This window comes from Pseudoclavibacter soli DSM 23366 (assembly GCF_000423505.1).
Classification (GTDB): Bacteria; Actinomycetota; Actinomycetes; order Actinomycetales; family Microbacteriaceae; genus Pseudoclavibacter_A; species Pseudoclavibacter_A soli.
Genome location: NZ_KE384027.1, coordinates 216,740 through 241,762, shown reverse-complemented (window position 1 = coordinate 241,762; position 25,023 = coordinate 216,740). Strand labels below are relative to the sequence as shown.

Here is a 25,023-nt window from a genome sequence, read left to right as displayed (position 1 = left end):
ATCGTAAACGTATGCTCCACCAATAACGCAGCCAGCCTACATCCTTGCGCGCCCCACCCCGTAGCCCGCTCAGGTTGGTTCGATCATCCGTTACGTATCTGTAACCTCAGGCAGGTGCTTACCGCAGCCGGGTCACCACATCGTCAGCCACCGCATCCGTCTCACGCAGCAGCGCCGAGTCGGTGTGCGGCAGCGGACTGATCGCCGAGAACCCCCGCGCCTCCTCCTGCGGAATCCCCACGGAGTACAGAGCCCGACGCGGCTCGCCCGACGCATCGAGCAGTCGCGATGTGGCAGCCTCGATGGCCAGCGCACGAGTCGGGTGCGCGGTGCCTGCCGCATCGACGCGCGCGAACACCGCGCCCACACCGGCGTCAAGCACATGTCGCAGCAGCGGGTCTGTCGTGGCCGGGGCGTCAGGCTGATACATCCAGGCGTCGAGCACTGCGCTCACCGGTCGCGCCTCACCGGGCAGCAACGGCGAGACCAGCTCGGCGCGGCCGTCGGAGACCCGCACCTGACCGGCCGGCCCGAACGGATGCACGATTCCAGCCTCGATCGCCGCCAGCAGCTGTGCGGTGCGAAACGCCGGCGGCCCAGAGCCGAGTTTTGCCCCGAGCGTCATGTAGCGCGCGTAGCCCGCACGAAAGCTGTCTGCAGTGAGCCCGCCGAAACTCGCGAACTCGGCGATGCGCGCCCGGGCGGCCGAGATCGTCCAGGCGGCGGCCTTCAGCGGGCTGTCAAGCCCCTTGGCGGCCTCGATCACGTCAGCGGTCAGAAACTCCACAAACCAGCGCGCGTACTGGTCGCTGGTGTGCAGCTGCGCGGGCAGCGGATCAGTGAGCTGCTGCAAATCGAGCTCGGCCGGGATGCCGACCACGGCATCCTGCCCCCGCTCGGCTTCGAGGCGGGCGCGGGTGGTGGCCCAGGCTCGGCGTGCGTCGTCGACGAGCGCCGGCCACAGGTCACGGTCGAAGTCGGTCTGCCCCGGCACTGCAGCGGCGAGCGCCCGATCGAGGGCGGCGAGATCGGCTTGGGGCGGCAGTGCGTGATACACCGACTTGCTGCGGAAGGGCACCCCGCTGGCTGAGCCGATCTGCAGCTGCGGCTCACGCCCGCTGGGCACGTAACGCAGCTTGGCCACCCGATCGCCGTGCGCCGACTCAAACGAGCCCACCGGCTCGTAGCGCCCACCGCGCCCCTCGGTCAACAGCACGAGGGCATCGTAAAACCCCATGCCGAGCCCGCGCACCGCCACCGACTCACCAGCGCCGAGCTGGTCGAGTCGCTGCTCGATGGGGTTCTCGGGTGCCACCCAGGGCAGCTCGGTCACCCGGGCCACACCCGGCTCGGCATCGAGCCAGCCCAGTGCCAGCACCGCGGCATCTGCGATGAGCGTGCCATCGGATGCGCTGATGCGGTAGCGCTCTCGGCCGCCGGTGGCATCGACGTCGACGGCGGTGGCCCGGGTGCGGTGATGCATCACGTGCACGCCCGAAGGCAGCAGCGCCAGCGCGCGATCGGCGAACCACTGCAGATAGCGGCCGAAGAACACCCGCGAGGGGTGCGACCACGGTTCGAGCGCGCGAGCCTCGGCCAACAGCGAGCGCGTGACCTCGGGCTGCGCCGGGTGCGCCTGCCAGACGGCGCGCGCCTGCGGGTCGACCTCGGGCGACACCACACCATCGTGCTGTTCAACGATCAGACGCGCCCAGGCGATCAGATCAGGGCCGTTCACGTGCGCGCCGGCGCAGTGCACTGAATCGTCGACGAAGAAGGTCACCTGCCCGGCGTAGGTGTTCATCACCAGGTTCTGCGGCTGATCGGTCTGCCAGACACGGCCCGACCCCAGCTCGCAGGGTTCATAGATGTGCACCTGCGCGCTCGCATCGGGGCTCAGCCGCACCGCGATGCGCTCAAGCACCGAGATGCCGCGCGGGCCGCCGCCAATGATCGCCAGCACCGGTTCGTTGTCGCTCATTCCACCACTCCTGCCGGAGCCAGGCGCTCTTCGAGTCGTGTGGTCAGCCGCTCGGCCCGCTCCATCTCTGTGTTCCAGTCTGCTCTGATGATGTCGATGCGCACATTCGGCGACTCGCTCTGTGCGAAGTCTTCGACGATCGGGTGATCGATGCGCTGCTGCAGTGCCAACAGTCGCACGACCAGCTCGATCTGCCGGGTGTACACCGGAAACTGCGGGCCGCGTGGTGCGGTGAGCCCGATCACAAACAGGTTGGTCAGCGGCGAGGCGAGCAGTGTGCATCCGGCGTATTTCACCGGAATATCAGCTTCACGCGGCACATACTCATCGGCGAGAAACGGAAAGGTCGCCCGGTAGCCGGTCGCCCACACCACGGTGTCGAAGGAGCGGCTGGTGCCGTCGGCGAAACTCACCTGCGTGCCTTCGATGTCGGTGATGCCCGAGGTGGGTCGAATGCGACCGTGGTGAATCCAGTAGAGCAGCAGGTCGTTGGCGATCGGCAGCTGGTGGCGTAGGTCGGGGTCGACCGGCTCGGGCAGCCCGGGATAGCGCGCGTTGGTGCCCTTTGACACCCGCATCAGGCCGCGCGTGATCAGCTGGCTGAGCCACGGCCCGGTATAGCGCAGGATGGCGATCTCTCGCCTCGGCCGCCCAAACAGGGTTTTGGGAATGAACCGGTGACCATGCCTGATCGAGATGGTCACGTCGTCGAACCGGCGCGACTGCGCAGCGTCGACGGCCACGTCGCACCCAGAGTTGCCGGCACCCACCACGAGCACTCGCTGCCCCGACAGGTCGTCGACGTTGTGATAGTCGGCGGTGTGCAGCTGGTGGCCGGTGAATCGCTCGGCGATTTCGGGCACCACCGGCGAGCTCAGATGCCCATTGGCCACCACCACCGCGTCAAAGCGTTCAGTGCCGGATGCGGTGCTCACCTCCCAGCCGCGACGCCCGCCATCGACCGGCTGCACCAGACGCACCGGCGTGTTGAAGCGAATGTCGCGCAGCAGATCGAAGTGTCGAGCGAACCCGTGCAGGTAGTCGACCATCTGTTGACGCGAGGGAAACAGTGGGTAGTCGTCGGGCATTGGCCACGCTTCGAACCCCGAGATGTTCGCCGACGAGATCAGATGCAGCGCCTCGTAGTCGCTGTTCCAATGCCCACCCGGTTCGGCCCTCGACTCGAAGACGGTCACCTCGTGCCCGTGGTCGCGCAGCACGCGCAGACTCTCGAGACCGGCGGCACCGGCGCCGATGATGGCAATGCGGCTCATCGCTGCCCCTCCGTGCCCTCAATGGCCGCCTCGACGGCGGCCTCGTCGCGCTGGCCCAGATACGCCTCGCGAATACGCTCGTCGTGCAGCAGTTCGTGCGCGGGGCCAGCCAGGCGCACCTCACCGGTGGCCAGCACGTAGCCACGGTGGGCGATCGACAGGGCCAACTCGGCATTCTGCTCGACCATGAACACGGCCACACCGAGCTCGCGGTTGATGCGGGTGATCGTCTCAAGCACCTGATCGACCACGATCGGGGCGAGACCCATGGTCGGTTCATCCATGCAGATCAGCCGCGGATGCGACATCAGCGCACGCCCGAACGCGAGCATCTGCTGCTCGCCGCCCGACATGGTGCCGGCCAGCTGGCGCCGACGTTCGGCCAGACGCGGAAACAGCTCGTACTGCTGCTCGAGGTCTGCACGCAGCACACTGCGACCACGCACCGTGTACGCGCCCACCAGCAGATTCTCCTCGATCGTCATGTCGGGGAACACCCGCCGAGCCTCGGGCACCGAGGCCACACCGCGCCGAATGATCTGCGCGGTGCTGAGCCCCGTGGTCGCCTCGCCGTCGATGCGCACCTCCCCCGAAGAGGGGTGCACCAACCCGAGAATCGTCTTCATCGTGGTCGATTTGCCCGAGGCGTTGCCGCCCAGCAGGCAGACGATCTCGCCGGAGTCGATGGTGTAGCTCACGTCGCGCAGCGCGTGAAAGTGCCCGTAATGCACGTTGACGCGGTCGAATTCGAGCAGGGCGCTCATTCGTGGTCTCCTTCGTCTGTCGCGCCCGACGGCGCAATATCAGCGACGGCCCGGCCGCGACGACTGCCCAAGTAGGCCTCGATCACCGCGGGGTCGGCCTGCACCTCGGCGGGGGTGCCCTCGGCAATGATCACGCCGTGATCCATCACGATCACCCGGTCAGAGACAGTCATCACCAGATCGAGCTTGTGCTCGACCAACAGCATCGTCTGCCCATCCCGCTTGAGCGCGAGCAGCTGGTGCATCACTTCGTCGGTCTCGGCGGGGTTCATGCCCGCGGTGGGCTCGTCAAGCAGCAGCAGGCGAGGGCTCGGCGCCAGGGCGCGGGCAATCTCGGTGCGCCGACGGTTCGCATACGACAGCGTCGCGGCCTCTTGGCTGCGTCGCGGCAGCAGTCGATCGCCAAAGCGCTCCAGCTGGCCGGTGACGGTCTGCGCGGTTTCGCGCTCTTCGCGGCGCACGGATGGCGGGCGCACCAGGGCCACCACCGTCTCGGCCAGCAGCGGGATCCAGCGCAGCACCGGAATGCGGCGCAGTCTCGCCAGCGGCCGCGCGGCTCGCAGCTTCGGGGTGAGCCCCACCGTCACATTGTCGTCGATGCTCATGGTGCCGAACACGCGCCCGTTCTGAAACGTGCGGGTCAGCCCAATCGCAGCCAGCGCATCCGGCAGCCGCCCGGTGATGTCGGTGCCGTCGAACACGACGGTGCCGTGCTGGGGGCGCAGCAGCCCGCTGAGCAGGTTCAGCGTGGTGGTCTTGCCCGAGCCGTTGGGGCCGATGATGCTGACCACCTCATGTTCGCGCACCTCGAACGAGGTGCCGTCGACGGCCGGCAGCCCGTCGAAGTGCTTGGTCAGCTCGGTGACAGTGAGCACGCGGTCAGTCATTGACGGCCTCCTTGCGACGGGTGAGCCACGTGCGCAGTGAGCGCCCAGAGGCGTTGCGCGACCACAGCCCCTGCGGGCGCAGCAGCACGGCCAGCAGCAGAATCAGCCCATAGGCGAACAGTCGCCCCTCGGTCGAGACCCGAAACAGTTCGAGGCCGCCGACGAGCACCACGGCGCCCACCACGGCACCGAACGGGCTGAACATGCCGCCGACCACGGCGACGATGAGAATCTGCAGGCTGAGCGTCTGCGTGAACATGCTGGGGTCGATGTAGCCGTACGACGAGGCGAGAAACGCCCCAGCGAGCCCGGCGGTGAACCCGCCGATGGCGAAGGCCAGCGACTTGTAGGCCGGTGTCTCGATGCCTGCCGAGCGAGCCGCCACCTCGTCATCTCGAATCGCGTTCCAGAAGCGGCCCAAGTGCGAGCGCTGCAACCGCGACGTGACCCACAACAGCACCAACAGCATCCCGAGGCCCACCGCGTAGATGAACCCGGTGCCACGCACCTGCCAGCCGAACACGTCAGGCAGCGGGATGCCGGTGAGGCCCGATGACCCGTTGGTCACGCTGTCGAGATTCAGGATGACCGCGACGATCACTGCCCCGGTCGCCATCGTGGCCACCGATGCGTAATGCCCGCTCAGTCGCCACCCTGGTGCGGCGAGCACCACCGAGATCAGTGCGGCGATCACCCCCGCCACGAGGGCCGCGGCCAGAAAGTTCCAGTCGTGATCGCGGGTGAGCAGCGCAGCCACGTAGGCGCCGACCGCGACAGGGCCGGCCTGGCCCAGTGAGATCTGCCCGGCCGCACCGCCCACGAGGGTCAGCGACAGTGCCATCAGCGAGAAGGCCACGATCTGCACACCGATCTGCTGGTGGTAGCCGCGCACTCCCGGCAACAGCAGCAGCCAGGGCAGCAGGGTCAGGGCAAGCACCTGCCAGCGCTTGAGTCGAATGGCCTTGGCTCGGGCGAAGAACGTGCCGGTCAGAGGCTCGCGAGAGATGGCGGGCAGGCGGCCGAACAGGCCGGCCGGGCGAATCCAGAGCACCAGCAGCAGCACGCCGAAGGTGATCAGCGGGCGAATCGGTTCGCCCCACTGGTACACCCCAAACGCCTCGAGAATGCCCAGCACGATACCGCCGACCACTGCGCCGGGCAGCGAACCGAGGCCGCCGAGCGTCGCCGCCGCGAACCCCTGCATGCCGGCGAGATAGCCCTGCGACGGGCCGATGTTGCCATATGAGGCCGAGACCAGCACGCCGGCGAGGCCGCCGAGTGCCGAAGCGATCACGAACGCCACGTTCTGGGTGAGATTGATCGGCACGCCCATCTGCGCGGCAGCCTCGCGGTCTTGTGCCGTGGCGCGGATGCCGCGGCCGATTTTGGTGTGCTTCAGCAGCAGTGCCAGGCCGACCATGCTCACCAGGCTGACCACGACGATGGCCACGTCGACCAGGCCGAAGCGCAGCCCGCCGATTTGCAGGTTGGCGCGCGGCAGGCCGGTGTCGATGGCTCGCGTCTCGGGGCCGAAGATCAACTGCGCGGCGTTGTCGAGAATGACCATCAGCGCGATGGTGGCCAGCACCGAGCCAATTGGGGCCTTGCCGGCAAATGGGCGCACGGCGATCAGGTTGACAATGAAGCCGAGCGCTGCGGTGACCACGAGCGCCGTCGCGATACCGGCCCAAAAAGGCCAGCCGAAGGTGGTGGTCACCCACCACGAGCTGAGTGCGCCAAAGATGAAGATCGACCCGTGCGCGAAGTTGATCACGTTCGAGACGCCGATGATCAGCGAGACGCCGATGGCGATCAGCGCGTAGGAGTTGCCGTTGATGATGCCGGCGATCAGGGTGTCGAGCACCGGGGTGCCGTCCTTTCGTGACAGGTGAGCGGCCCGGCCTCGTCGGGGGTCGAGGGCGAGCCGCTCACCAGCTTGGGGGCAGGAGTCACTGCTCCTGGTTCAGGTCGTCAGGCAGGGTGAACTTGCCGTTTTCGACGCGCACCCACAGGTACCGGGGCTGAGACACTCGCCGGTCGTCGTTGTAGGTGATGCTGCCGAGCACGATGCTCGGAATGTCGGTGCCGTCGCGCAGAGCATTGCGGATGCCCTCTCGCGTGCCGTCGCTGTTTTGGTAGGCCCAGACCAGATCTTGAATGCCGTCATAGGCGACCGCCGAGAACCAGTTGGTGGTGCGGCCGTATTTCGCCTGGAAGGCATCGTCGAAGGCGCGCACCTGCTCGTCGTCGGAACCGGCGAAGTAGGTGGTCTCGATGATGGTGCCGTTAGCCGCGTCACCCGCGTTCTCGAGGAAGTCGTCGGAGTAGTTCGAGATGATCGACACCCACTGGGTGTTCTCGAGGCCGGCGACCTGCTTAGCCTGTTTCACGATCGGGGCCGCGTTCTGGTAATACGCGTAGATGGTGACCGCTTGAGCGCCCGAGTCGCGCAGCTTGGTCAGCAGCGTCTTGTAATCGGTGGTGTCTTGCGAGACGGCTTCGCTGAACACAACGTCGTCGCCGTTCTTCTGCGCCTCTTCGTTCCACAGCTCGGCGCCACCTTTGCCCCAGTCGCTGTCGACGTAGATGATGCCGATCTTCTCGCCCTGCTTGGCCGTGGCCTGCTCGAGCGCGGGCCCGTCATCGGCCTGAGTGGTGGCCGGGCTGAAGATGTAGTCGCCGGTGTCGGTGAAGTCGGCGGCCGAGTTGGTGATGCCGATCTGGGTGAGGCCGGCACGCTGATAGATGGGGCTGGCAGCCTTCGAGGTGGGCGAGGCGAAGTCACCGAGCACACCGAGCACGCTCTCATCGTCAGAGAACTTCTGGGCGATGGTCGCCGCCTGCGAGGGGTCGCCCTGGCTGTCTTGGAAGTCGACCTCGACCTGTCGCCCGTCGACACCGCCTGCCGCATTGAGCTGCTCGGTGTAGAGATCGATTGCGTCTTTCCAATCGGCGCCGTACTGCGCCTGGTTGCCGGTCAGCGGTGCGGTCACCCCGAAGCGAATGGGATCAGACGAATCTTTGGCTGCATTGGTCGAGCATGCGGCGAGCGCGGTGGCACTCACCGCGACAAGCAGGCCGGCGGCGATCGCGCGGCGCACGGGCTTGGTGGACATCAGTCTCCTTGGGGGATGATGGCGCCACAGCAGTGGCGACATTATTGGTTCGTTCGCTGATCAATCTCACACGTTTGTCATTGACAGATGACATTTGTGTCTAAATATGACACTGACATAAAGATAGACATATTTCTCAACACTCGCTGCTCGACTGCCACACGTACCCCATACTTGAAGGGCAGCACCACAGCACAGGAGATCCCATGACCAGCACAGAAGCGGCCGTCGACGTCGCCATCCTGCTGCAGCCGGGCACCTCTCGAGACATCGTGCACCAGCTCGAAGGGTTCATCGCCTCCGGGCAGTTGCCGCCAGGCACCGCGCTGCCCACCATTCGCGAACTCGCCGCCGACACCGGCCTGAGCCGTGGCCTGCTCGCCAACGCTTGGGCGCTGCTGCGCGATCGCGGGCTGATCGTGACCCGCAGACGGGGCGGCTCATTCGTCGCCACCACAGACAGCACTGCACCCGCGGCTCAGCCCAGCCCCGCGACGTCGACAGTCACCGCATTCGACGGCTGGCATGCCCTCGACCTGGTCACTGGGCATCCTGACCCGAAACTGCAGCCCGATCTCGCCAGTGCGCTGGCCGCCGCGCTGCACGAGCCGCATACCAACGACCCCACCAAGGTCTACATCACCGACCGGCTGCGCCATGTGGCCGCCGCCGAATGGCCGTTCGCTCCCGAAGCCTGGACCACAGTCGGCGGCGCCGGCGAGGCCACGGTGCTGGTCGCCGAGGCGGTGGCCGATCTCATCGGGCGCGATCGCCCGATCGCCGTGGCACAGCCAACGACACCGGGCACAGTCGCCTCACTGCGCGGCTTGGGCCTGCACCTGCTGCCGATCGAACACGATGAGAACGGCCCGGCGGTGCACTCACTCGAGCAGGCGCTGCGTGCCGGCGCCGGAGCCGTTCTGCTGCAGCCGAGCAGCTCGTTTTCACTGAGTGCCGGCGGCGATCAGCAGCGTCTCGACGAGTTGGCCGAAACCATTCGCCACGCGCCCGGCGGTGACGGCGTGATCGTGATCGAAGACGACGTGCTCGGCCCGCTGTCGAGCGTGCAGGGGCTGACGGTGGCGCGCGCGCTGCCCGGTCAGGTGGTGCGCATGCGCTCGTACTGCCGTGCCTATGGCGTCGACCTGCGCACCACAGTCATCGGCGGCCCGGCCCGCATCGTCGAGCGGGTGCGAGCCCTGCGCAGTCACGGCGCCGCAATGAACAGCCGCATTCTGCAGAACGCGCTGGCAGTGCAGCTCGAGAGCCGCGCGGCCACCCGCGTGGTCGAGCGCATGGAACGCGCCACCGCCGCGCGTCGAGCCCTGCTGGCCGAGCAGCTCGACGCGCAGGGCACACCATGGTCTGCGCCGGTCGATCCCCTGCTGCTGTGGGTGCCCACTGCCCACGAGAATCAGGCACTGCTGGCGCTGGCGGCGCATGGCGTGGTGCTGAGCCCCAGCGAACACACCTTTGTCACTCCGCCGGCGCAGGGGCATCTGCGCATTGCCGTCACTCAGCTGCCCAACTCGCCCGAGCTCAGCGCACAGTTCGCCCGGCTGATCGGTCGCGCCGCCCGCGGCGAGCTCGCACCGCCGGGCTTCTGACCCCGCCTGCTCCACTCCCCCGACTCTGAAAGCATCATGACCACCTCCCCCACCTCGCCGGTCGCTCAGGCTCTGCGCGGCACGCTCTCTGGCAACGCCCAAGCCCTCATCACCGGTCATCGCCCCGATCTGCTGCCAGGCATCGCGGCCTTCGTCACCGCGGTCTTCGATGACGCCGCCGACCCACAGCTGCACTCGCTGAGCCGATCCGTGCGACTGACCGTGGCGGCGCGCACTGCCTGGCTCGAGTCAGATGATGCAACGTTAGACGAGCTGCTGGCCGAGCTGCCGATCGAAGTGGGCCGGCTGATCACTGCGCCCACGGCATCCAGCGAGCTGTCTGCCGCCCCGCGCTGGCTGCGTGCGATCGCCCGGCACATCGACCTGCTGGTGCTGCGCCCCGGTGCGGCCTCACCCGATGACCTCGACGGGCTGCTCGCCGCGGGCTTCGATGCCGCCGACATCGTGCTGATCTCGCAGATCATCTCGTTCGTGGGATTCTTCGTGCGGCTGCGCGCGGCGGCCCAGACGATCACCGAATCCGCCGCAGCACCAGCCACCGCAGATTCGACGATTGCCGCTGAGGGAGTCAGCGCCACTGCCGACCAGATTCCTGCACTCTCCGAGCTCGCGTTCGTGGCCCATCCTGCCGCCGACCGCGGCGAGATCATCGCCGACCGGGCCCAGCGATTCACCGCCGAGCCTTTGGTGTGGCACGCCTGGGTGTCACCGCTCGAGCCCACTCGGGCCACCGATGAACAGCAGGCCGCGCTGGCCGCGAGCGCCTGGCCGAAGTCGCCCTATTTTCGGCTGCTGGCCTGGCATCCTGCGTCGCTGACCACGCGCACGATCATCGACGAGACGATCTTCTTGAGCGAGGGCGGCCTGCCTCGCGGCGAGCGCGAGCTGGCGGCCGCAGTGACCTCGCGGCTGAACGGATGCCGCCTATGTGCGAGTGTGCACTCGCGCTTCGCTGAGAAGCTGACCGGCCGCGTCGACGAGGTGCAGCGGCTACTGGCCGAGGGGGTCGAGTTCGACACCGACGCGCGCTGGCGGGCCATCGTCAACGCCGTGGCCGCGCTGCAGGCCGGTGCCGAGGTGCTCGAGGGGCAGCACATTCAGGCGCTGCGTGCACAGGGGCTCAGCGACGGCGAGGCGTTCGACGCCCTGGCTGCCGCGGCGTTCTTCACCTGGGCCAACCGGCTCATGCTCTCGCTCGGCAGCCCGCGCCCACCTGCGGCGGCAGATGCCGAGGCGCTGGCCGATCAGCAGCGCAAAGACGCCGAGGCGTAGCGCTCACCCCACCGCGCACTCTCGCCCCGTTGCGCACCCCCGGTGAAACACGCACACCCTCACTCAAGCGCGCACCGTTTCACCCCGGCGCACACGTTTTCACCAAAAACACCCACCCACACGTGAAAACGCGCACGCCTCCGTGAAAACACGCACCGAACACCCCGCTCCCCGGGGAAACCATGCACGTCGCGCATCCCGCGGTCGGGGCCACCGCCCTATAGCCCAAACCGGGCGAGGCTGAACCGCGAAACGGCCCGGGCATCCGCCTCGGTGGCCAATTCGGCGAGCAGCCGCCCCACCGCGGGCACGAACTTGAACCCGTGCCCGCTGAAACCCGCGCCCACCACAATCGGGCCACGCCGGTCGATCACGAAGTCTTCGTCGGGCGTAGTGGTGTAGGTGCAGCTGACCGGCACCAGGCTGTCGGCATCGGCACCCGGCAGATACTCGCGCACGTAGCGCTGCAGGGCCGCGAGCTGCACGGGTTCGGGCTCGTAGCTGCGATGGTCGGGGTCGACCACCGGCCCGGTGCCGTGCCAGCCAGCCTTGATGCCCTCACCAGGGGTCAACATGCCGTACACGTCGGAGTACCACCAGTCGGTGCGCGCATCGCCCGCAGCTCTCAGGTGGTTGAAGCCCGGCCACAGGGCGGCCGTCTCTGCGTCGAGCCCGTCGCCGCCCGAAGCGAGCGCGAAATGCGCGGGCTGCTCTTGCGTGACCACCAGCGGCGGCAGCTCGACAATGCCCTCCAACAGCTTGCGGCTCCAGGCGCCGAGCGTGACCACCGCTGAGTCTGCGGTGAGCGTCTCATCGTCGGTGTGCACGGCCACGGTGCCGTCGGCGAGAACCTCGATGCCGCGCACCGCGGTCTGGTGACGCAGCTCAGCGTCGTGTCGGGCGGCAGCGCGCTGCAGCGCCGGGATGGCCAGGTCGGGATTTAGCCGACCCCCATCTGGTGTGTAGGTCACTCTGGTGTCAAAACGGATGCCCGGCCAGCGCTCGGCCGCCTCGTCGGGTGTCAGCGTGGTCGCCGCGAATCCATACTGGTGCAGCAGCTGATCGTGACCCTCGATCTCGCCGGCGCCGTGGTTGACCAGCCCCACCATGTCGAGCACGTGCGTGTCGGTCTCGGCCTCGAGTTCACGCCACAGCCCACCGGCCTCGGCGACCAGGCGCAGATAGTCGGGCTCTTCGTAGGCGATGTTGAAGTTGCGGCTCGCCCCATGCGACGCCCCATGCAGATGCACCTGGTCGAAGCGCTCGAGCAGCAGCACCTCTCTGCCTCGACGGGCCAACTGCCAGGCAGCGGCCGATCCCATGGCGCCGCCGCCGATGACGATGTGCTCATAATGCGTCACGATGTCTCCTCGGGTCATTCGCCAAACGCCTGCACTGTGGCAAGGCGCCGGACGTCTTCGAGCCTACCTGTCGCTGGCCGCAGAGCGCCGCATGCTGGCATGGCACGCGCCAGCCCTCTACGCTGAAGGGCATGACCCCTGCACGCCAGCCCTCGACCGACGCACCGCCGCGCCATGTCGAGCTGCCGGGCGTGGTCAATCTGCGCGATGTCGGCGGACTGCCGCTGAGCGACGGCGGCCGGGTGCGGCGCAATCGGCTGTTCCGCGGCGCGGCGCCCGGCACGCTCCGCCCCGAGGCCACGGCATGGTTCGACGCCAGCCCCATCGACACGGTGTTCGATCTGCGCACCCTTGACGAGCGCACCCGCCTGCCCGACGATCTCGGCACGCAGCGAGCCGTCAACCAGGTGCACCTGCCACTGCTCGAGGGGTCGCTGCAGGCGAGTCTCGCGGGGCTTCCCACGCTGCCTGATCTCTATCGCAGTCTGCTCGACCACGACGCGGCCGTGTTCGTGCGCATCGCTCGCGCGCTGGCCATCCGCCCGACCGCCGGCGTGCTGGTGCATTGCACCGCCGGCAAAGACCGCACCGGCATCACGGTGGCACTGATTCTGCTGGCGATCGACACTCGACAGGATGCCGTGGTCACCGACTATGCGGCCACCACCGAGCAGCTGGCCGGCCCGTGGCTCGAAGGGGCCTTGCAACGCGTGCGCGCCGCCGGAGGGGTGCTCACCGACGAGCTGGTCACCCTGATTGCCGAGGCCCCACCGGCCGCACTCGAAGCCGCCATCGATCATCTCGACACCGAGCACGGCGGCGCAGCGGCCTACCTCGCCCGCAATGGGCTGGGCGACGCAGAGCTCGACGACCTGCGCGGCTCACTGCGCGCCTGAGCCATACCGACTGGTGAGAACCTCTCTACTTGCGGTTACACAGACAACTCCCTTTTGAGGAGACAACCCACCTGCGTCACATATTTGAATCGTATGTCTTTGCCGATGCGGCGAGAGTTCATGCTTTCGAAATATAATTACACATTATATGTAACATATGTTGCCTATCGATAGACGATCGTTACATCACTTTCGAAGCAGAGTACTTAAAAATGGCAATCCGTCGGCGGCCGAACTCCGTTGCACCTCACTTGGCCGAGCTGCACACACTTGGCCGTCAAGCTCAGGCTTTCTCAAGGCAGATCCTGCTGCAGCCCGTACTCACATGTCATGCCACTTTCAGGCGCCAGCGCAACTTGACCGTCAGACATCCGCTCCCTATGAGCGATCCACTGGTCACCTTAAATGGATCTTTGTCCGCGACGGCTCCTGCCCACTCACCTGTTTGAAGACACCCACAAGGAGATAAAAATGAGAGTCATCGTTCCCGACGAAATCTATGCCGCAACCCTGCGTGCAGCGGTGCCCGACGTCGACTGCCTCGTGTGGCACATCGACGCCCCTGACAGCCCGCCCGATGCCGAGATGCTGGTCACGGCACGCCCGCTCGACGCGACTCACCAACCGCGTATCACCCAGATTCCCTCGTTGCGCTGGTTGCAGCTGCTCTCGCTGGGGTTCGACTGGATCGTCGACCGCCTGCCGGCTCAGGTAACGGCGATGAATGCTCGTGGCTGCGTCGAGGAGTCGACCGCCGAGCATGCTCTCGCGCTGACGATTGCCGGGCTCAGGCAATACGACGCCGCCTTCGAACAGGCTGCCGCACATCACTGGCAGACCCTGTGGACACGCTCTCTGCGCACCGCTCGCGTGCTGCTGCTCGGCTACGGAGGACTCGGCAAAGCGATCATTCGCCGGTTGGAGGCATTCGATGTGGCCGAGCTGACCGTGGTGGCTCGCACTGCACGCACGAGTGCAGAGACGGGTCGCTCCGTGCACGCCATCAGCGAGCTCGACGCACTGCTGCCGGCGCACGATGTGCTGCTGCTGGCCATTCCGCTGACGCACGACACGCAGGGGCTGATTGATGCCCGACGCCTCAACCTGCTGCCCGATGATTCGCTCGTGGTCAACGTGGGTCGTGGCGGGCTGATCGACACAGCCGACCTGCTGGCCGAGCTCAAGCAAGGGCGTCTGCGGGCGGCGCTCGATGTGGTTGATCCCGAGCCGCTGCCTGTCGAACACCCTCTTTGGGAGGCCCCCGGGGTGTTCATCACCCCACACATCGGCGGCAACACAGACGACTTCCTACACGCGACCCGACAGCTGGTCGCCGCACAGGTGCAGGCGATCATCGACCGGCAGACGCCGGCAAACATCATTCTCACCCACGAGTGAGCTCAGCAGAGGAGAACCCACATGCCCATGACTCTCAGTGCCTGGATCGACGGCCGTCAGGCCTTCGGTGAGCGGCCGGTCGACGACGATCTTGTCGTGTTTGATGCCCCGCTCAGCAACCAGGTGAGTCTGTTCGATCTCGCAGTACAGCGAGGTGACGGAGTTTTCGAGGCGACGACGGTCTGGCACGGCACGGCGCTGTCGTTGCGCCCCCACCTCGCAAGACTCGCGCACAGTGCGGCGCTGCTCGACTTCTCCGTGCTCGACATCGAGGCCCTCGAACACGCCGTACAGTCGCTGATCTCCGAGTACCAACGCCGCGCGGCACCGCCCGCCCAAGAGCAGCAGCTCGTCAAAATCCTCGTGTCACGCGGAGATGACCCGCAGCTTCTCGGCGGGCGCGAAGGCGACCCTGGCGTTGCTCGTGTCTGGGCGATTATCGAGCCCCGCAGTGACTCTCCGGCGCAGCCCGACCGACAGCAGTTGGTCACGCTGGCCACTGGGGTATCGGCTGACACCGCCCATTTCGCACCATGGATGCTGCGGGGCGCGAAGACACTCTCCTATGCGTCGAACAAGGCGATGTATCGAGAGTGCGCTCGACGTGGTGCGAATAACGCCATTCTCTACAGCACAGAGGGCGTCATGCTGGAATGTCCCACGTCATCAATCGTGTTCCGGGTCAACGGCACGCTCTGCACACCTGACCCGTCTTTGGGCATTCTTTACGGCACCACTCAACGCGAGTTCTTCGCCTATGCCCGCAGCCAGGGCATCACCTGCGAATATGGGCGATACGCAGTCGAGATGCTGCAGCAGGCTGATGCGATCTGGACCATGGGAGGCTCGAACGTGCGGCCGGTCGAGCAACTTGATGGTCGCCCCATCGCCATCGACGAAGAGCTCGCTGTCGCGGTGAATCTCTACTCGCGCAGCCACCAAGACGAGGTCTGTGCGCACTCACTCGCCGAGTTCGCCGACTTCACTTCGCGTCAGGGCGCAAACTGAGCTGATCACCCCTCAGCGAGCCCGACATATTCAGCAATAGGAATGTCTCCCTGGCCAAACGTGATGGTGTGCCCGGCGGTGTCGCGATCCTCGAGCACCGCGACGATCGCCGCCGCGACGTCGTCACGAGAGACCGCCGCCCCTTGGCCTGCAACAGCGCTGGCCCCAGCACTGACCCGGGTGGCCGCCTCACCGATCGCGCCGGTACCGGGTTCATCGGTGAGACGCGCAGGGCCGAGCACCGTGAAGTCGAGCCCGCTGTCGCGCACCACGGCATCGGCGATGGCCTTGGCCTGTGCATAGGGGTAGAACGAGTCGCCCTCGGGAATGCCGTGGTTAAGTCGCGACCCGGCCCACGACACCATGACATAGCGGCGTACCTGCGCGATGACGGCAGCCTGCACCGAGCGCACAGCCGCATCACGATCGATCGCCCAAGTGCGAGTGGGGTCGCCACCGCCCGCACCAGCCGACCACACGACTGCGTCGAAGGGGCTGATCAAATCGACCAGCGCATCCGTCGTCGCCAGCTCGAGGTTGAACAGGCGCGGATGCCCGCCGGCCGCCTCGACATCGCCGAACTGTGCGTCGTCGCGCACCACCGAGGTGACCTCGTGGCCGCGGGCGACGAGTTTGGGGGTGGCCAGCAGCGCCACTCTGCCGTGACCGCCGAGAATCAGAATCCTGCTCATGCCGCCACCCTACGTGAGCCACGTCCGCTTGACCACCCCCGTGACAGAGTGCTCACGGCATGCACTCAGCTGTCTCTAGGCTGCAGACCACATCGTCCAAGCCACAGGAGGCCGCATGAACATCGACGACCGCCGACTCATCGACGCACTCGCCCAGAGCCGGTGGCAGCAGGGCGCCGGATCCCCGGCGAACGCGGGCACCGCATCCGCACGAAACACCGGCGCGGCGACGTCGTCACGAGGTGTCGGCCGCTCGAGCGGCAGTTTTCTGCGCACGACGCATCTCACCCGGACGTCACCGGTGTCCATTAGTCTGTGAGCACATGTTCACAGACTGACAGGACACTCACAGATGACACAGCCTCCCGCCGGATGGTACCCCGACCCCGAACAGCCCGGAGCCGAGCGCTGGTTTGACGGCACCTCTTGGACCACGCAGCAGCGCGCCGCGTCGGAGCAACCGTCAACCACACCGGTGGCACCGACCGAGCAGTCTTCCTACTCGTCACCTGCCGACGCCTACACCGAGTCGGTCTCGTCGTATGACCCCACGTCCGCTCAACCAGGCGGTGCCCCACAATACGCATCACCGCAGCAAGATACCCCACCCCAGCAGGATGCCGCCCCCGTCTTCGCCCCGCCTGCGGCGGCTCCCACTCAGCAACTGCCCAGCTATGGCCAGTACACGCAGCAGGGCCAATATGGTGGCGGAGCATACGGCGGCCAGCAGCCTCCCCAGTACGGAGCGCCGATCGGCAACGGATACTCCGCGCAGCCCGGCAGCACCTCCTCAAAGAGCTTCATGGCGACCTGGCTGTTCAGCCTGTTCTTGGGCTCTTTTGGCGTCGACCGGTTCTATCTGGGCAAGATCGGCACTGGCATCGTCAAATTGCTCACGCTCGGTGGCTTCGGCATCTGGGCGTTGATCGACCTGATCATCACGCTCACCGGCAATGCGACCGACAAGCAGGGTGCACGCGTGCAGCCCAAGGGCAACGAGGCCACCATCGGCTGGGTGGTCAGTGCTGTCGTCGTGCTGCTCAGCATCATCTCGAGCATCGTGTCGCAGAGTTATCTGGCCACGTTGAGCCAGTCCACAGGCACGACCAGCTCGACCTCCTCCGAGCGCTCGTCAGGCGACAACTCCTCCATAGAGTCCAAAACGTCGGAATCCGCAACCTCCGATCCGGTCGAAGAGGACACCCCGACGACGCAGGCCTCCGAGCCAGCGGGGTCGAGCGCATCGACCGAGGTCGAGCAGGCCAAGAAGTCAGCCCAGAACTATCTCGAGTTCGCCTCGTTCTCCCGCCAGGGCCTCATCGACCAGCTTGAATACGAGCAATTCTCCACCGCCGATGCCACTGCAGCCGTCGACAGCCTCAACATCGACTGGAACGAGCAGGCAGCCAAGAAGGCCGCCAGCTACTTGGAGTTCACCTCGTTCTCCCGCCAGGGCCTCATCGACCAGCTCGAATACGAGGGCTTCAGCGCCGAGCAGGCCGCGTACGGGGCCACCGCGGTCGGGCTCTGAGCACGAACATGGTCGAAGTGGGGCGCTGCATCAACGCCCCACTTCACCTCAGTCGCGCTCGCCCGTGATCAGCTTGTAGGTGAGCCCGGCGAAAATCGCGCCGGCGATCGGAGCCACGATGAACACCCACAGCTGCCCCAAGTGGGCCCCGCCGGCGAACAGCGCGGGCGCGATCGAACGGGCCGGGTTCACCGACGTATTGGTCACGGGGATGGACACCAGGTGGATGAGCGTCAGCGTCAGACCGATGGCCAGCGGCCCGAAACCTGCCGCGGCTCGACGACCAGTGGCGCCGATGATAACGAACAGGAACACCGCGGTGAGCACAGCCTCAGCGACGAGCGCCGCACCCAGCCCGTACCCCTCAGGCGAGTACTCGCCGTAGCCGTTGGTCGCGAACCCGTCGGCGAGGCTGAATCCGGCCTTGCCCGAGGCGATGGCCAGCACCACGGCCGAGCCAATGACGGCGCCCACGAGCTGGGCGACGATATAGACGGTCACATCTTTCCAGGCGAACCGCCCCGCAGTCGCCAAACCGATGGTCACGGCCGGGTTGAAGTGGCCGCCCGAGACCGGGCCGAACGCGTAGGCGCCGACCACGACAGTGAGGCCGAAGGCGAGCGCAACGCCCAAGTACCCGATGCCGTGGTCGACAGTGGCCGCGAACACCGCGGCGCCGGTGCCGCCGAAGACGAGCAGGAAGGTTCCCAGTGCCTCAGCGCCGAGTCGACCGGCGAGGCGGGGTGCGGGGAGTGCGGTATCAGTCATTGACTCTCCTGAGATCGATCGTGGTGAATGCCCCCGCAGACGTGCGCGGCAGGCACTCACAACTCTGCTGATTCACCTCTGACACGGCATTCAGGTGTCACCGAACGCGACAAAACACATCCTTTAGCCGCAATCGGCGACACCTGCACGCGCTCACCCTCCAGTCCGCTGCCTTGAGTTCACCGAGTGTGCAGAAGAGCTGCCTATGTGTGTACTGATAAGCCGTACTTCTGCACACTCGACGAGACCAGCAGGGCCAGCGGCGCGCACAACAGTGCGGGCGCTCGGGTGAGAAGAGAGCCCTTCTCGGCCGAACGCCCGCACACCCTCATACCGGCAGCCGGTGTCTACGGAATGACCGCCGGTACGAAGTCGAACGTGCCCGTCAGCAGCCAGATCATCAAGAACACCACCGGGGTGTGGAACAGGAACTGGATGAACGAGAACCCGACCATGTCACGCGCCCGAATCTTGAGCAGTGCGAGCAGCGGCAGCATGAAGAACGGGTTGATCATGTTGGGCAGCGCCTCGGCGACGTTGTAGATCTGCACCGTCCAACCCAGGTTCAGATGCAGGTCGGTGGCGGCCTGCATCACATAGGGCGCCTCCACCAGCCACTTGCCACCACCCGACGGCACGAACACGCCGAGCACCACGGTATACAGGCCGACCAGCAGCCCGAGACCCACCGCCGAGCCCGTCGAGGTGAACAGCGAGCTCAGGTGGTGCGCGAGGGTCTCGCCCCCACGACCTTCTGCCTTCGTCAGGATGGCCGCCATCGCCGCATACAGCGGAAACTGCACCAGAATGCCCGCGGTCGCGGGCACCGCCTTGTTCACAGCCGTCAGAAACTTGCGCGGGGTGCCGTGCAGCACGAGTCCCAGCATCAGGAACACGAACAGGTAGGCGTTCAGGCTGCTGATCACCGAGAGGAACGGCAGGTTGACGAACTGCAGCACCAGCCACACCAGGGTGAGCAGGCCAAGCAGGATCGGCAGAATGCGGCTGTGCTCGAGCCATTCCCCGGGTCGGGTGCGTTTGTCGACGACCTCGATCTCGTCTGACAGGTCAGCCCCGAGGTCTGCTGCGGTGACCACCCGGCCGCGCGGCGCAGACCAGTAGGCCACGGCGGCGGTGAGCACGATGAGCACCCCGGCCATCAGCAGCGACTGCCAGGTGAGAATCGTCTTGCCGAAGTCGAGCACGCCGGTGATCGGCAGCAGCGAGGCGGGGATGGAGGATGCCGTCGCCTGCAGCTGCGCGGCCGACGACGACAGCCCGAGCGCCCAGGTGGCTCCGAGCCCCATCAGTGCGGCGGCGCCGGCCGCTCGATAGTCCATCGTGATGTCGGTGCGTCGTGCGACGGCTCGAGCGAGCAGCCCGGCGAAGATGAGGCTGAGCCCCCAGTTGAGCAGTGAAATGAGCATCGCGAGCACGGCGATGAACGCCACTGCGCCCGGGCCAGACCGCGGGCGTAGTGCGAGCCAGTTGATCATGCGGGCTATGGGCGGTGAGGTGGCCACCACGTATCCGCCGAGCACCACCATGGCCATCTGCAGGGTGAATGCAGTTAGATCCCAGAATCCGCCGCCGAAGGTGGTGGCAACCGTCGCCACGCTCGAGCCGTTGAGCAGCGCGGCGACCGCCACCACGACCACGCCCACCAGGGCGAACACGTAGGCGTCGGGAAACCACTTCTCCGTCCAGCCTGCGATGGCCTGGGCCACCCGGCTCAGGCGCGTCTCTCGCGCGACCTCAGGGGTTGGTGCGGGTGTCGCTGTTGTTGTCATTGATGACCTCCTTGTCATCGAATGGCGCCGCTGCCTCGGCAGGGGCGCACCAGGGGATGCCCGTGCCGGGGCTGGCACGAACGGTGGGGGTATGGCCCGTGCGGCATCCACACGGGCCATTGGATGTGGCGGTTGGTCAGTCGAGCTCGAGGATGCTGGCGTAGTTCGACACCGCGGTGCCGCCCATGTTGAGAATGCCCACGCGGTCGACCTTCGGCAGCTGCATCTCGCCGGCCGCGCCGGTCAGCTGCCAGGCGCTCACCACATGCTGCGAGACGCCGGTGGCGCCCACCGGGTGGCCCTTCGACTTCAGGCCGCCCGACACGTTCACCGGAATCGTGCCGTCGCGCAGCACCGCGCCATCGTCGATGAGGCGGCGCCCCTGGCCAGGCTCGGCCAGCCCGAGCGCCTCGTAGAGCAGCAGCTCGGCGATGGTGAAGCAGTCATGCACCTCGAGCAGATCGAGGTCGTGCACGCCGACACCCGCCTGCTCGAGCGCGCGCTGCCACGCGGTGCGCGGGCCGGCGAACTCGGTGGGGTTGCGCCGAGCGCTCGGCAGAAAGTCGTTCGCCTGAGCGAATCCGGCGAAGCGCACGGCCGGGTGGTCAGTGTCTGGTTTGGCGTCGCGGGTGGTGAGCACGATCGCCGCAGCACCGTCAGACACCAGCGAGCAGTCGGTGCGGCGCAGCTGCCCGATCACGATCGGGTTCTTGTCGCTGACGGTGTTGCAGAACTCGAAGCCGAGATCGCGCTGCATGTGCGCGTAGGGGTTCAGTGCGCCGTTGGCGTGGTTCTTGGCTGCGATCGCCGCCAGTGCGTCAGAGACCTCACCGTACTGCTCGACATAGGCATCCTGCACCTCGGCGAACATCGCCGCAAAGCCACCGGCCGAGGGCTGCCCGGCCAGCTCGTATGAGGCGCCGAGCAGGGCCTGGCCCACCTCTGCGCCGGATGCGTGGGTCATTTTCTCGGCCCCGATCACGAGCACCGTGCGTGCGGCCCCGCTGCGCAGAGCGGCGATGCCCTGCTTGATGGCTGCCGACCCCGACGAGCAGGCGTTCTCGACATGCGTCGCCGAGGCGAAGCGCAGGTCAGGGTCGATCTCGAGGGCCAGCGACGACACGAACGACAGCGGCACCAGCCCCGAGTTGTAGTTGCCGATGAAGATCTCGTCGACGTCGCGCGCGGCGACCCCGGCATCCTCGAGTGCCTCTCGACCGGCCCGCACGATCAGCGACTCGAGCGTCTCATCGGTGAGCCGACCGAATTTCGTATGTGCCCATCCGGCGATCAGCACGTCATCGTTCGAGCGGGTGGATGTGGTGGTCGCGTTCATGCGATGGCCTCCTCAGGCGTTTCGGTCACCTCGTCGGCGATGGTGAATGATGCATCGGTGCGGCGAGTGACCTCGTCGACCGTGATTCCCGGGGCGATCTCGACCAGGCGGAGCCCCTCTGGGGTGACATCGAACACGGCGATGTCGGTGATGATGCGGTCGACCACGCCGCGGCCGGTCAGCGGCAGATCGCACTCGGTGCGAATCTTGGCCGCGCCATCACGGGCGTTGTGGTCGGTGAGCACGATGACTCGCGGGGTGCCGGCGACCAGATCCATGGCACCGCCCATGCCCTTGACCATCTTGCCGGGAATCACCCAGTTCGCCAGGTCGCCGTTGGCCGACACCTGCAGGGCGCCGAGAATCGCCTTGTGGATGTGCCCGCCGCGCACCAGCGCGAACGAGGTGGCCGAGTCAAAGAAGCTGGCACCCGGGTTGACCGTGACCGTCTGCTTGCCTGCGTTGATCAGATCGGCGTCTTCCTCGCCCTCGAACGGAAACGGCCCGACGCCCAATATGCCGTTCTCAGAATGCAACGTCACATCGATGCCCGGTGCGATGTGGTTGGCGACCAGGGTCGGAATGCCGATGCCCAGATTCACGTAGTCGCCGTCTTCCAGCTCTCTGGCGGCGATGCGGGCCATGTCATCTCGTGTCCACGTCATTGTGTCCTCCTTGTGATGGATGTTTGTGCGGCTCAGGCCACGGGTACGGGCTGCGCCGGGCGCACGGTGCGCTGTTCGATCGGCTTGTCGCGCTCGGTGGCGACAACCAGTCGGTGCACCGCCACACCCGGGGTGATGATGTGCTCGGGGTCGAGTGTGCCCGTGGGCACGATCTGCTCGGCCTCGGCGATGGTCACGTCGCCGGCGAGCGCGACCACCGGGTTGAAGTTGCGCGCGGCCAGGCGATACACCAGGTTGCCGGCCTCATCGGCCTGATGTGCACGCACAAGCGCCAAGTCGGTGCGGATGCCCCGCTCAAGCAGGTATCGCTGGCCGTCGAACTCGCGAGCCTCGCGGTCATCCTCGATCACGGTGCCCACGCCGGTGCGCGTGTAGAACCCGGCGATGCCCGCACCACCGGCGCGCAGCCGCTCCGCGAGCGTGCCCTGGGGGTTGAACTCGATGGTCACCTCGCCGTCGAGGTACTGCCGAGCAAACAGCGCGTTCTCGCCCGCGTACGAGCAGATCACGTGGCTGACCTGATGGTTCTCGAGCAGCAGACCAAGCCCGTTGCCATCGGTGCCCATGTTGTTCGAGACGATCGTCAGATCGCGCACCCCGGTGTCGCGCAGGGCCTCGACCAAATCGAAGGGCACCCCGGTCAGGCCGAAGCCCCCCACTGCGACGGTCATGCCGTCTCTGGCCACGTCGGCGAGTGCCGCGACGGCGCTGTCGCGGATTTTGCCTTTCGTGCTCATTCCTTCACCTCACAATTGTCTATATATTGGACAGGATGTCCATATTCACGATTTGAGGGTACGGCGCGCCAGCAGAGTGAGCAAATGAAATATCATCACGATCAGCTTGGAGCACCAGCCGAGCGGCCGGTACTGTTCAAAATATGGACAAACCGAACACGGCATCCCTGCCACCTGGCACGCAGGTGATCGGTCGCGTGGCGAGCATCTTGACACATATTGGGCAGCAGCCGGTCACCGGTCTGAGCACGCGCGACCTCGTCACCCTCACCGGGCTGTCGCGGCCGACGCTGCTGCGCATGCTCGGCGCCCTCGAGGCGCTGGGCTATGTGGGGCGCGACGCAACTTCCGGCAACTGGCTGCTTGGCTCGGAGCTGCAGGTGCTGGGCGCTCTGAGCTCACAGCGTTTCTCGATCGAGCAGCTGGCCCGCGAACCGCTGCAACGGCTGGCCGACGCCAGTGGCGAGAGCGCCTTCTTCTCGCTGCGGCGCGGCTCGCACACGGTGTGCGTGGGTCACGCAGAGGGCGGTTTTCCGCTGCGGTCGTTCGTGTTGTACGTGGGGCGGCGCTTTCCCCTGGGCGTCGCCAGTGCGGGGATGGCCATCTTCGCCGAGCTGTCCGAGGCCGAGCAACAGCGGGTGCTGGCCGACAACGCCGCCGAGCTTGAGACCTATGGGCCGGCAAACACGCCTGAGCGCATACTGCAACATGCGAGAGAAACCCGCGAGCGCGGCTACGTGGTGAACCCCGGGCTCATCCTGGCTGGCAGCTGGGGCATGGCCGCACCCGTCTTCGATGCCGCTGGCGCGCCGATCGCGGCACTGTCGTTCACCGGCGTCGAGAGTCGTTTCGGCCCCGATCGTCAGCCCGAGCTGGGCCGCCTATTGGTCGAAGAGGCGCAGGGCATGACCGAGGCGCTGGCGCGGGGCGCCTGAGCCCCGGCGCGAGCGCGGCTTCCCTTGCCACCACACACGTAAACTCGCCACGGCCCCACCCGCTTCTGGCGAACGAACGCGCAGGGTGGCAAACGATGCCACAGGAGCCGTCACAGAGAGCGCCGCCGAGCTCAACAGCGGCAGTCGATCGAAGACCTCATCGCGCTGCCCGTCGACCACAACCCGCAGGTCATCGAGTATCCTGTGACCGCCCAGCCGGCAGACGACAATGGCGAACCTCGTTCTGCTTGACAACTCCATCTTGCAACGACGCGACAAACCGAGTGTCGCCGCGGCGTTGCGCGCGCTGGTACGCAACGATGCCGTCTGGCTGGCAACCTGGCCGCCTCAGGCTGCCGAGTTCTGCTTCTCAGCGCGTGAAGGCTCCGAAGCCTTCGACCAACACCGTCGTCTACTCGATTCGTGGGTGCCTCTGTCAGCGCCCCCGACGGTGAATGACACGCTTGACCTGCAACGTAAGTTGTGGGCCGCTGGCCTCTTTCGCGCAGCAGGAGCCACCGACACGCTCATCGCGGCGTGGGCACTCGTCAACGATGCCTGGATCTTGCACTATGACCGCGACTACGAGCATCTCGCCAGTGTCGAACCACGACTCGTGCAACGTCCCTTGGTGCCGTGGGGCAGCGCAGACGACTAAGAGGTCGCGAGCGGTAACGCTATAAGCCCACCGCGATCGGAATTATCGAGAGGATGCCCGGCTCGATCAGTGCCATGCCGAGGGCCTTCCCCAGGAAGGCGCGAAAGACGCGATCCTGTTGGTCTTCGCGAGTGTTCGCCAGCACTAGGCCAAGCAGAATCAGTGAGAGTGTTTCGGGGCGATTCACTACGTCGCCCTTCTCAGACACGTATCTGGGGCAACGGGTCAGCGTCGCGCCGCCTGCTGACAAGCGACTCAACGTGAGTCATCGTGTGCACGGGCCGTGCTGCAGCGCCGATTCAGGC

General features: G+C 66.5%; 23 protein-coding genes. 9 read left to right on the top strand and 14 right to left on the bottom strand.

Features of this window, described 5'->3' with window-relative positions; all coding sequences use genetic code 11:
* Nucleotides 1-118 precede the first annotated feature (118 nt).
* The 6 genes from G557_RS0108645 to G557_RS0108620 all read right to left on the bottom strand — a co-directional run bounded on the left by G557_RS0108645 (nt 119) and on the right by G557_RS0108620 (nt 8,022).
* Nucleotides 119-1,981, bottom strand: coding sequence for an FAD/NAD(P)-binding protein (locus G557_RS0108645; protein WP_028245718.1), 1,863 nt, complete (start codon nt 1,979-1,981; stop codon nt 119-121).
* Entirely contained in the window at nt 1,978-3,255 is a 1,278-nt protein-coding gene (locus G557_RS12660; protein WP_051224928.1) for a flavin-containing monooxygenase, read from the bottom strand. Before G557_RS12660 ends, G557_RS0108645 begins: the two co-directional genes overlap by 4 nt.
* Nucleotides 3,252-4,019 (bottom strand): ABC transporter ATP-binding protein, encoded by a 768-nt coding sequence (locus tag G557_RS12655; RefSeq protein WP_051224927.1) that lies wholly within the window; start codon nt 4,017-4,019, stop codon nt 3,252-3,254. Before G557_RS12655 ends, G557_RS12660 begins: the two co-directional genes overlap by 4 nt.
* Nucleotides 4,016-4,906 carry an ABC transporter ATP-binding protein gene (locus tag G557_RS12650; RefSeq protein WP_036961983.1) on the bottom strand — a complete coding sequence of 297 codons (891 nt, stop codon included), beginning with the start codon at nt 4,904-4,906 and terminating at the stop codon, nt 4,016-4,018. The genes G557_RS12655 and G557_RS12650 overlap by 4 nt, the downstream gene beginning before the upstream one ends.
* Nucleotides 4,899-6,770, bottom strand: a complete 1,872-nt coding sequence (locus G557_RS12645) for an ABC transporter permease (RefSeq protein WP_051224926.1) — start codon at nt 6,768-6,770, stop codon at nt 4,899-4,901. The genes G557_RS12650 and G557_RS12645 overlap by 8 nt, the downstream gene beginning before the upstream one ends.
* An 85-nt stretch (nt 6,771-6,855) precedes the next feature.
* Nucleotides 6,856-8,022, bottom strand: coding sequence for an ABC transporter substrate-binding protein (locus tag G557_RS0108620; protein WP_028245717.1), 1,167 nt, complete (start codon nt 8,020-8,022; stop codon nt 6,856-6,858).
* 206 nt (nt 8,023-8,228) lie between these two features.
* Here G557_RS0108620 and G557_RS0108615 point away from each other — a divergent pair, with 206 nt between their 5' ends.
* Both G557_RS0108615 and G557_RS14245 read left to right on the top strand, forming a co-directional pair.
* Complete coding sequence (locus tag G557_RS0108615) at nt 8,229-9,629, top strand: aminotransferase class I/II-fold pyridoxal phosphate-dependent enzyme (protein ID WP_028245716.1); 1,401 nt, start codon at nt 8,229-8,231, stop codon at nt 9,627-9,629.
* Between the two features lie 36 nt (nt 9,630-9,665).
* On the top strand, nt 9,666-10,922 hold the full coding sequence (locus G557_RS14245; protein WP_084627099.1) for a peroxidase-related enzyme: 1,257 nt from the start codon (nt 9,666-9,668) through the stop codon (nt 10,920-10,922).
* A 218-nt stretch (nt 10,923-11,140) separates the two neighbouring features.
* On the opposite strand, the gene G557_RS0108605 is transcribed toward G557_RS14245, so the two are convergent.
* Nucleotides 11,141-12,301 carry an FAD-dependent oxidoreductase gene (locus G557_RS0108605; RefSeq protein WP_245542788.1) on the bottom strand — a complete coding sequence of 387 codons (1,161 nt, stop codon included), beginning with the start codon at nt 12,299-12,301 and terminating at the stop codon, nt 11,141-11,143.
* Between the two features lie 113 nt (nt 12,302-12,414).
* Here G557_RS0108605 and G557_RS0108600 point away from each other — a divergent pair, with 113 nt between their 5' ends.
* The 3 genes from G557_RS0108600 (at nt 12,415) to G557_RS12630 (ending at nt 15,585) form a co-directional block, all read left to right on the top strand.
* Nucleotides 12,415-13,179, top strand: coding sequence for a tyrosine-protein phosphatase (locus tag G557_RS0108600; protein WP_051224925.1), 765 nt, complete (start codon nt 12,415-12,417; stop codon nt 13,177-13,179).
* 471 nt (nt 13,180-13,650) lie between these two features.
* The gene (locus G557_RS12635) at nt 13,651-14,577 is read left to right on the top strand and encodes an NAD(P)-dependent oxidoreductase (protein WP_051224924.1); all 927 of its coding nucleotides are present in this window, start codon (nt 13,651-13,653) and stop codon (nt 14,575-14,577) included.
* A gap of 21 nt (nt 14,578-14,598) precedes the next feature.
* Nucleotides 14,599-15,585: an aminotransferase class IV gene (locus tag G557_RS12630; RefSeq protein ID WP_051224923.1), complete on the top strand. Its 987-nt coding sequence runs from the start codon at nt 14,599-14,601 to the stop codon at nt 15,583-15,585.
* A gap of 5 nt (nt 15,586-15,590) precedes the next feature.
* Here G557_RS12630 and G557_RS0108585 read toward each other — a convergent pair whose 3' ends face one another.
* Nucleotides 15,591-16,277, bottom strand: a complete 687-nt coding sequence (locus tag G557_RS0108585; RefSeq protein WP_028245713.1) for an NAD(P)H-binding protein — start codon at nt 16,275-16,277, stop codon at nt 15,591-15,593.
* A gap of 115 nt (nt 16,278-16,392) precedes the next feature.
* Between G557_RS0108585 and G557_RS0108580 the strand changes: the two genes are divergently transcribed.
* Together G557_RS0108580 and G557_RS13810 are read left to right on the top strand one after the other, a co-directional pair.
* Entirely contained in the window at nt 16,393-16,596 is a 204-nt protein-coding gene (locus G557_RS0108580) for a hypothetical protein (protein ID WP_028245712.1), read from the top strand.
* 33 nt (nt 16,597-16,629) lie between these two features.
* A complete protein-coding gene (locus G557_RS13810) occupies nt 16,630-17,808 on the top strand; it encodes an Ltp family lipoprotein (protein WP_084627097.1) in 1,179 nt (392 codons plus the stop codon).
* A 48-nt stretch (nt 17,809-17,856) separates the two neighbouring features.
* On the opposite strand, the gene aqpZ is transcribed toward G557_RS13810, so the two are convergent.
* The 5 genes from aqpZ to G557_RS0108550 all read right to left on the bottom strand — a co-directional run bounded on the left by aqpZ (nt 17,857) and on the right by G557_RS0108550 (nt 23,125).
* Complete coding sequence (gene aqpZ / locus G557_RS0108570; RefSeq protein WP_028245711.1) at nt 17,857-18,576, bottom strand: aquaporin Z; 720 nt, start codon at nt 18,574-18,576, stop codon at nt 17,857-17,859.
* 347 nt (nt 18,577-18,923) lie between these two features.
* Nucleotides 18,924-20,366 (bottom strand): TIGR00366 family protein, encoded by a 1,443-nt coding sequence (locus G557_RS0108565; protein ID WP_028245710.1) that lies wholly within the window; start codon nt 20,364-20,366, stop codon nt 18,924-18,926.
* 136 nt (nt 20,367-20,502) lie between these two features.
* On the bottom strand, nt 20,503-21,702 hold the full coding sequence (locus G557_RS0108560; protein ID WP_051224922.1) for an acetyl-CoA acetyltransferase: 1,200 nt from the start codon (nt 21,700-21,702) through the stop codon (nt 20,503-20,505).
* Nucleotides 21,699-22,367, bottom strand: a complete 669-nt coding sequence (locus G557_RS0108555) for a CoA transferase subunit B (protein WP_028245708.1) — start codon at nt 22,365-22,367, stop codon at nt 21,699-21,701. The genes G557_RS0108560 and G557_RS0108555 overlap by 4 nt, the downstream gene beginning before the upstream one ends.
* Nucleotides 22,368-22,399: 32 nt before the next feature.
* Nucleotides 22,400-23,125, bottom strand: coding sequence for a CoA transferase subunit A (locus tag G557_RS0108550; RefSeq protein WP_036961981.1), 726 nt, complete (start codon nt 23,123-23,125; stop codon nt 22,400-22,402).
* Between the two features lie 143 nt (nt 23,126-23,268).
* Between G557_RS0108550 and G557_RS0108545 the strand changes: the two genes are divergently transcribed.
* Entirely contained in the window at nt 23,269-24,060 is a 792-nt protein-coding gene (locus tag G557_RS0108545; RefSeq protein ID WP_028245706.1) for an IclR family transcriptional regulator, read from the top strand.
* A gap of 229 nt (nt 24,061-24,289) precedes the next feature.
* Complete coding sequence (locus tag G557_RS13505) at nt 24,290-24,718, top strand: PIN domain-containing protein (protein ID WP_051224921.1); 429 nt, start codon at nt 24,290-24,292, stop codon at nt 24,716-24,718.
* Nucleotides 24,719-24,737: 19 nt separating this feature from the next.
* Here G557_RS13505 and G557_RS14005 read toward each other — a convergent pair whose 3' ends face one another.
* Nucleotides 24,738-24,905, bottom strand: coding sequence for a hypothetical protein (locus G557_RS14005; RefSeq protein ID WP_156877146.1), 168 nt, complete (start codon nt 24,903-24,905; stop codon nt 24,738-24,740).
* Nucleotides 24,906-25,023 lie beyond the last annotated feature (118 nt).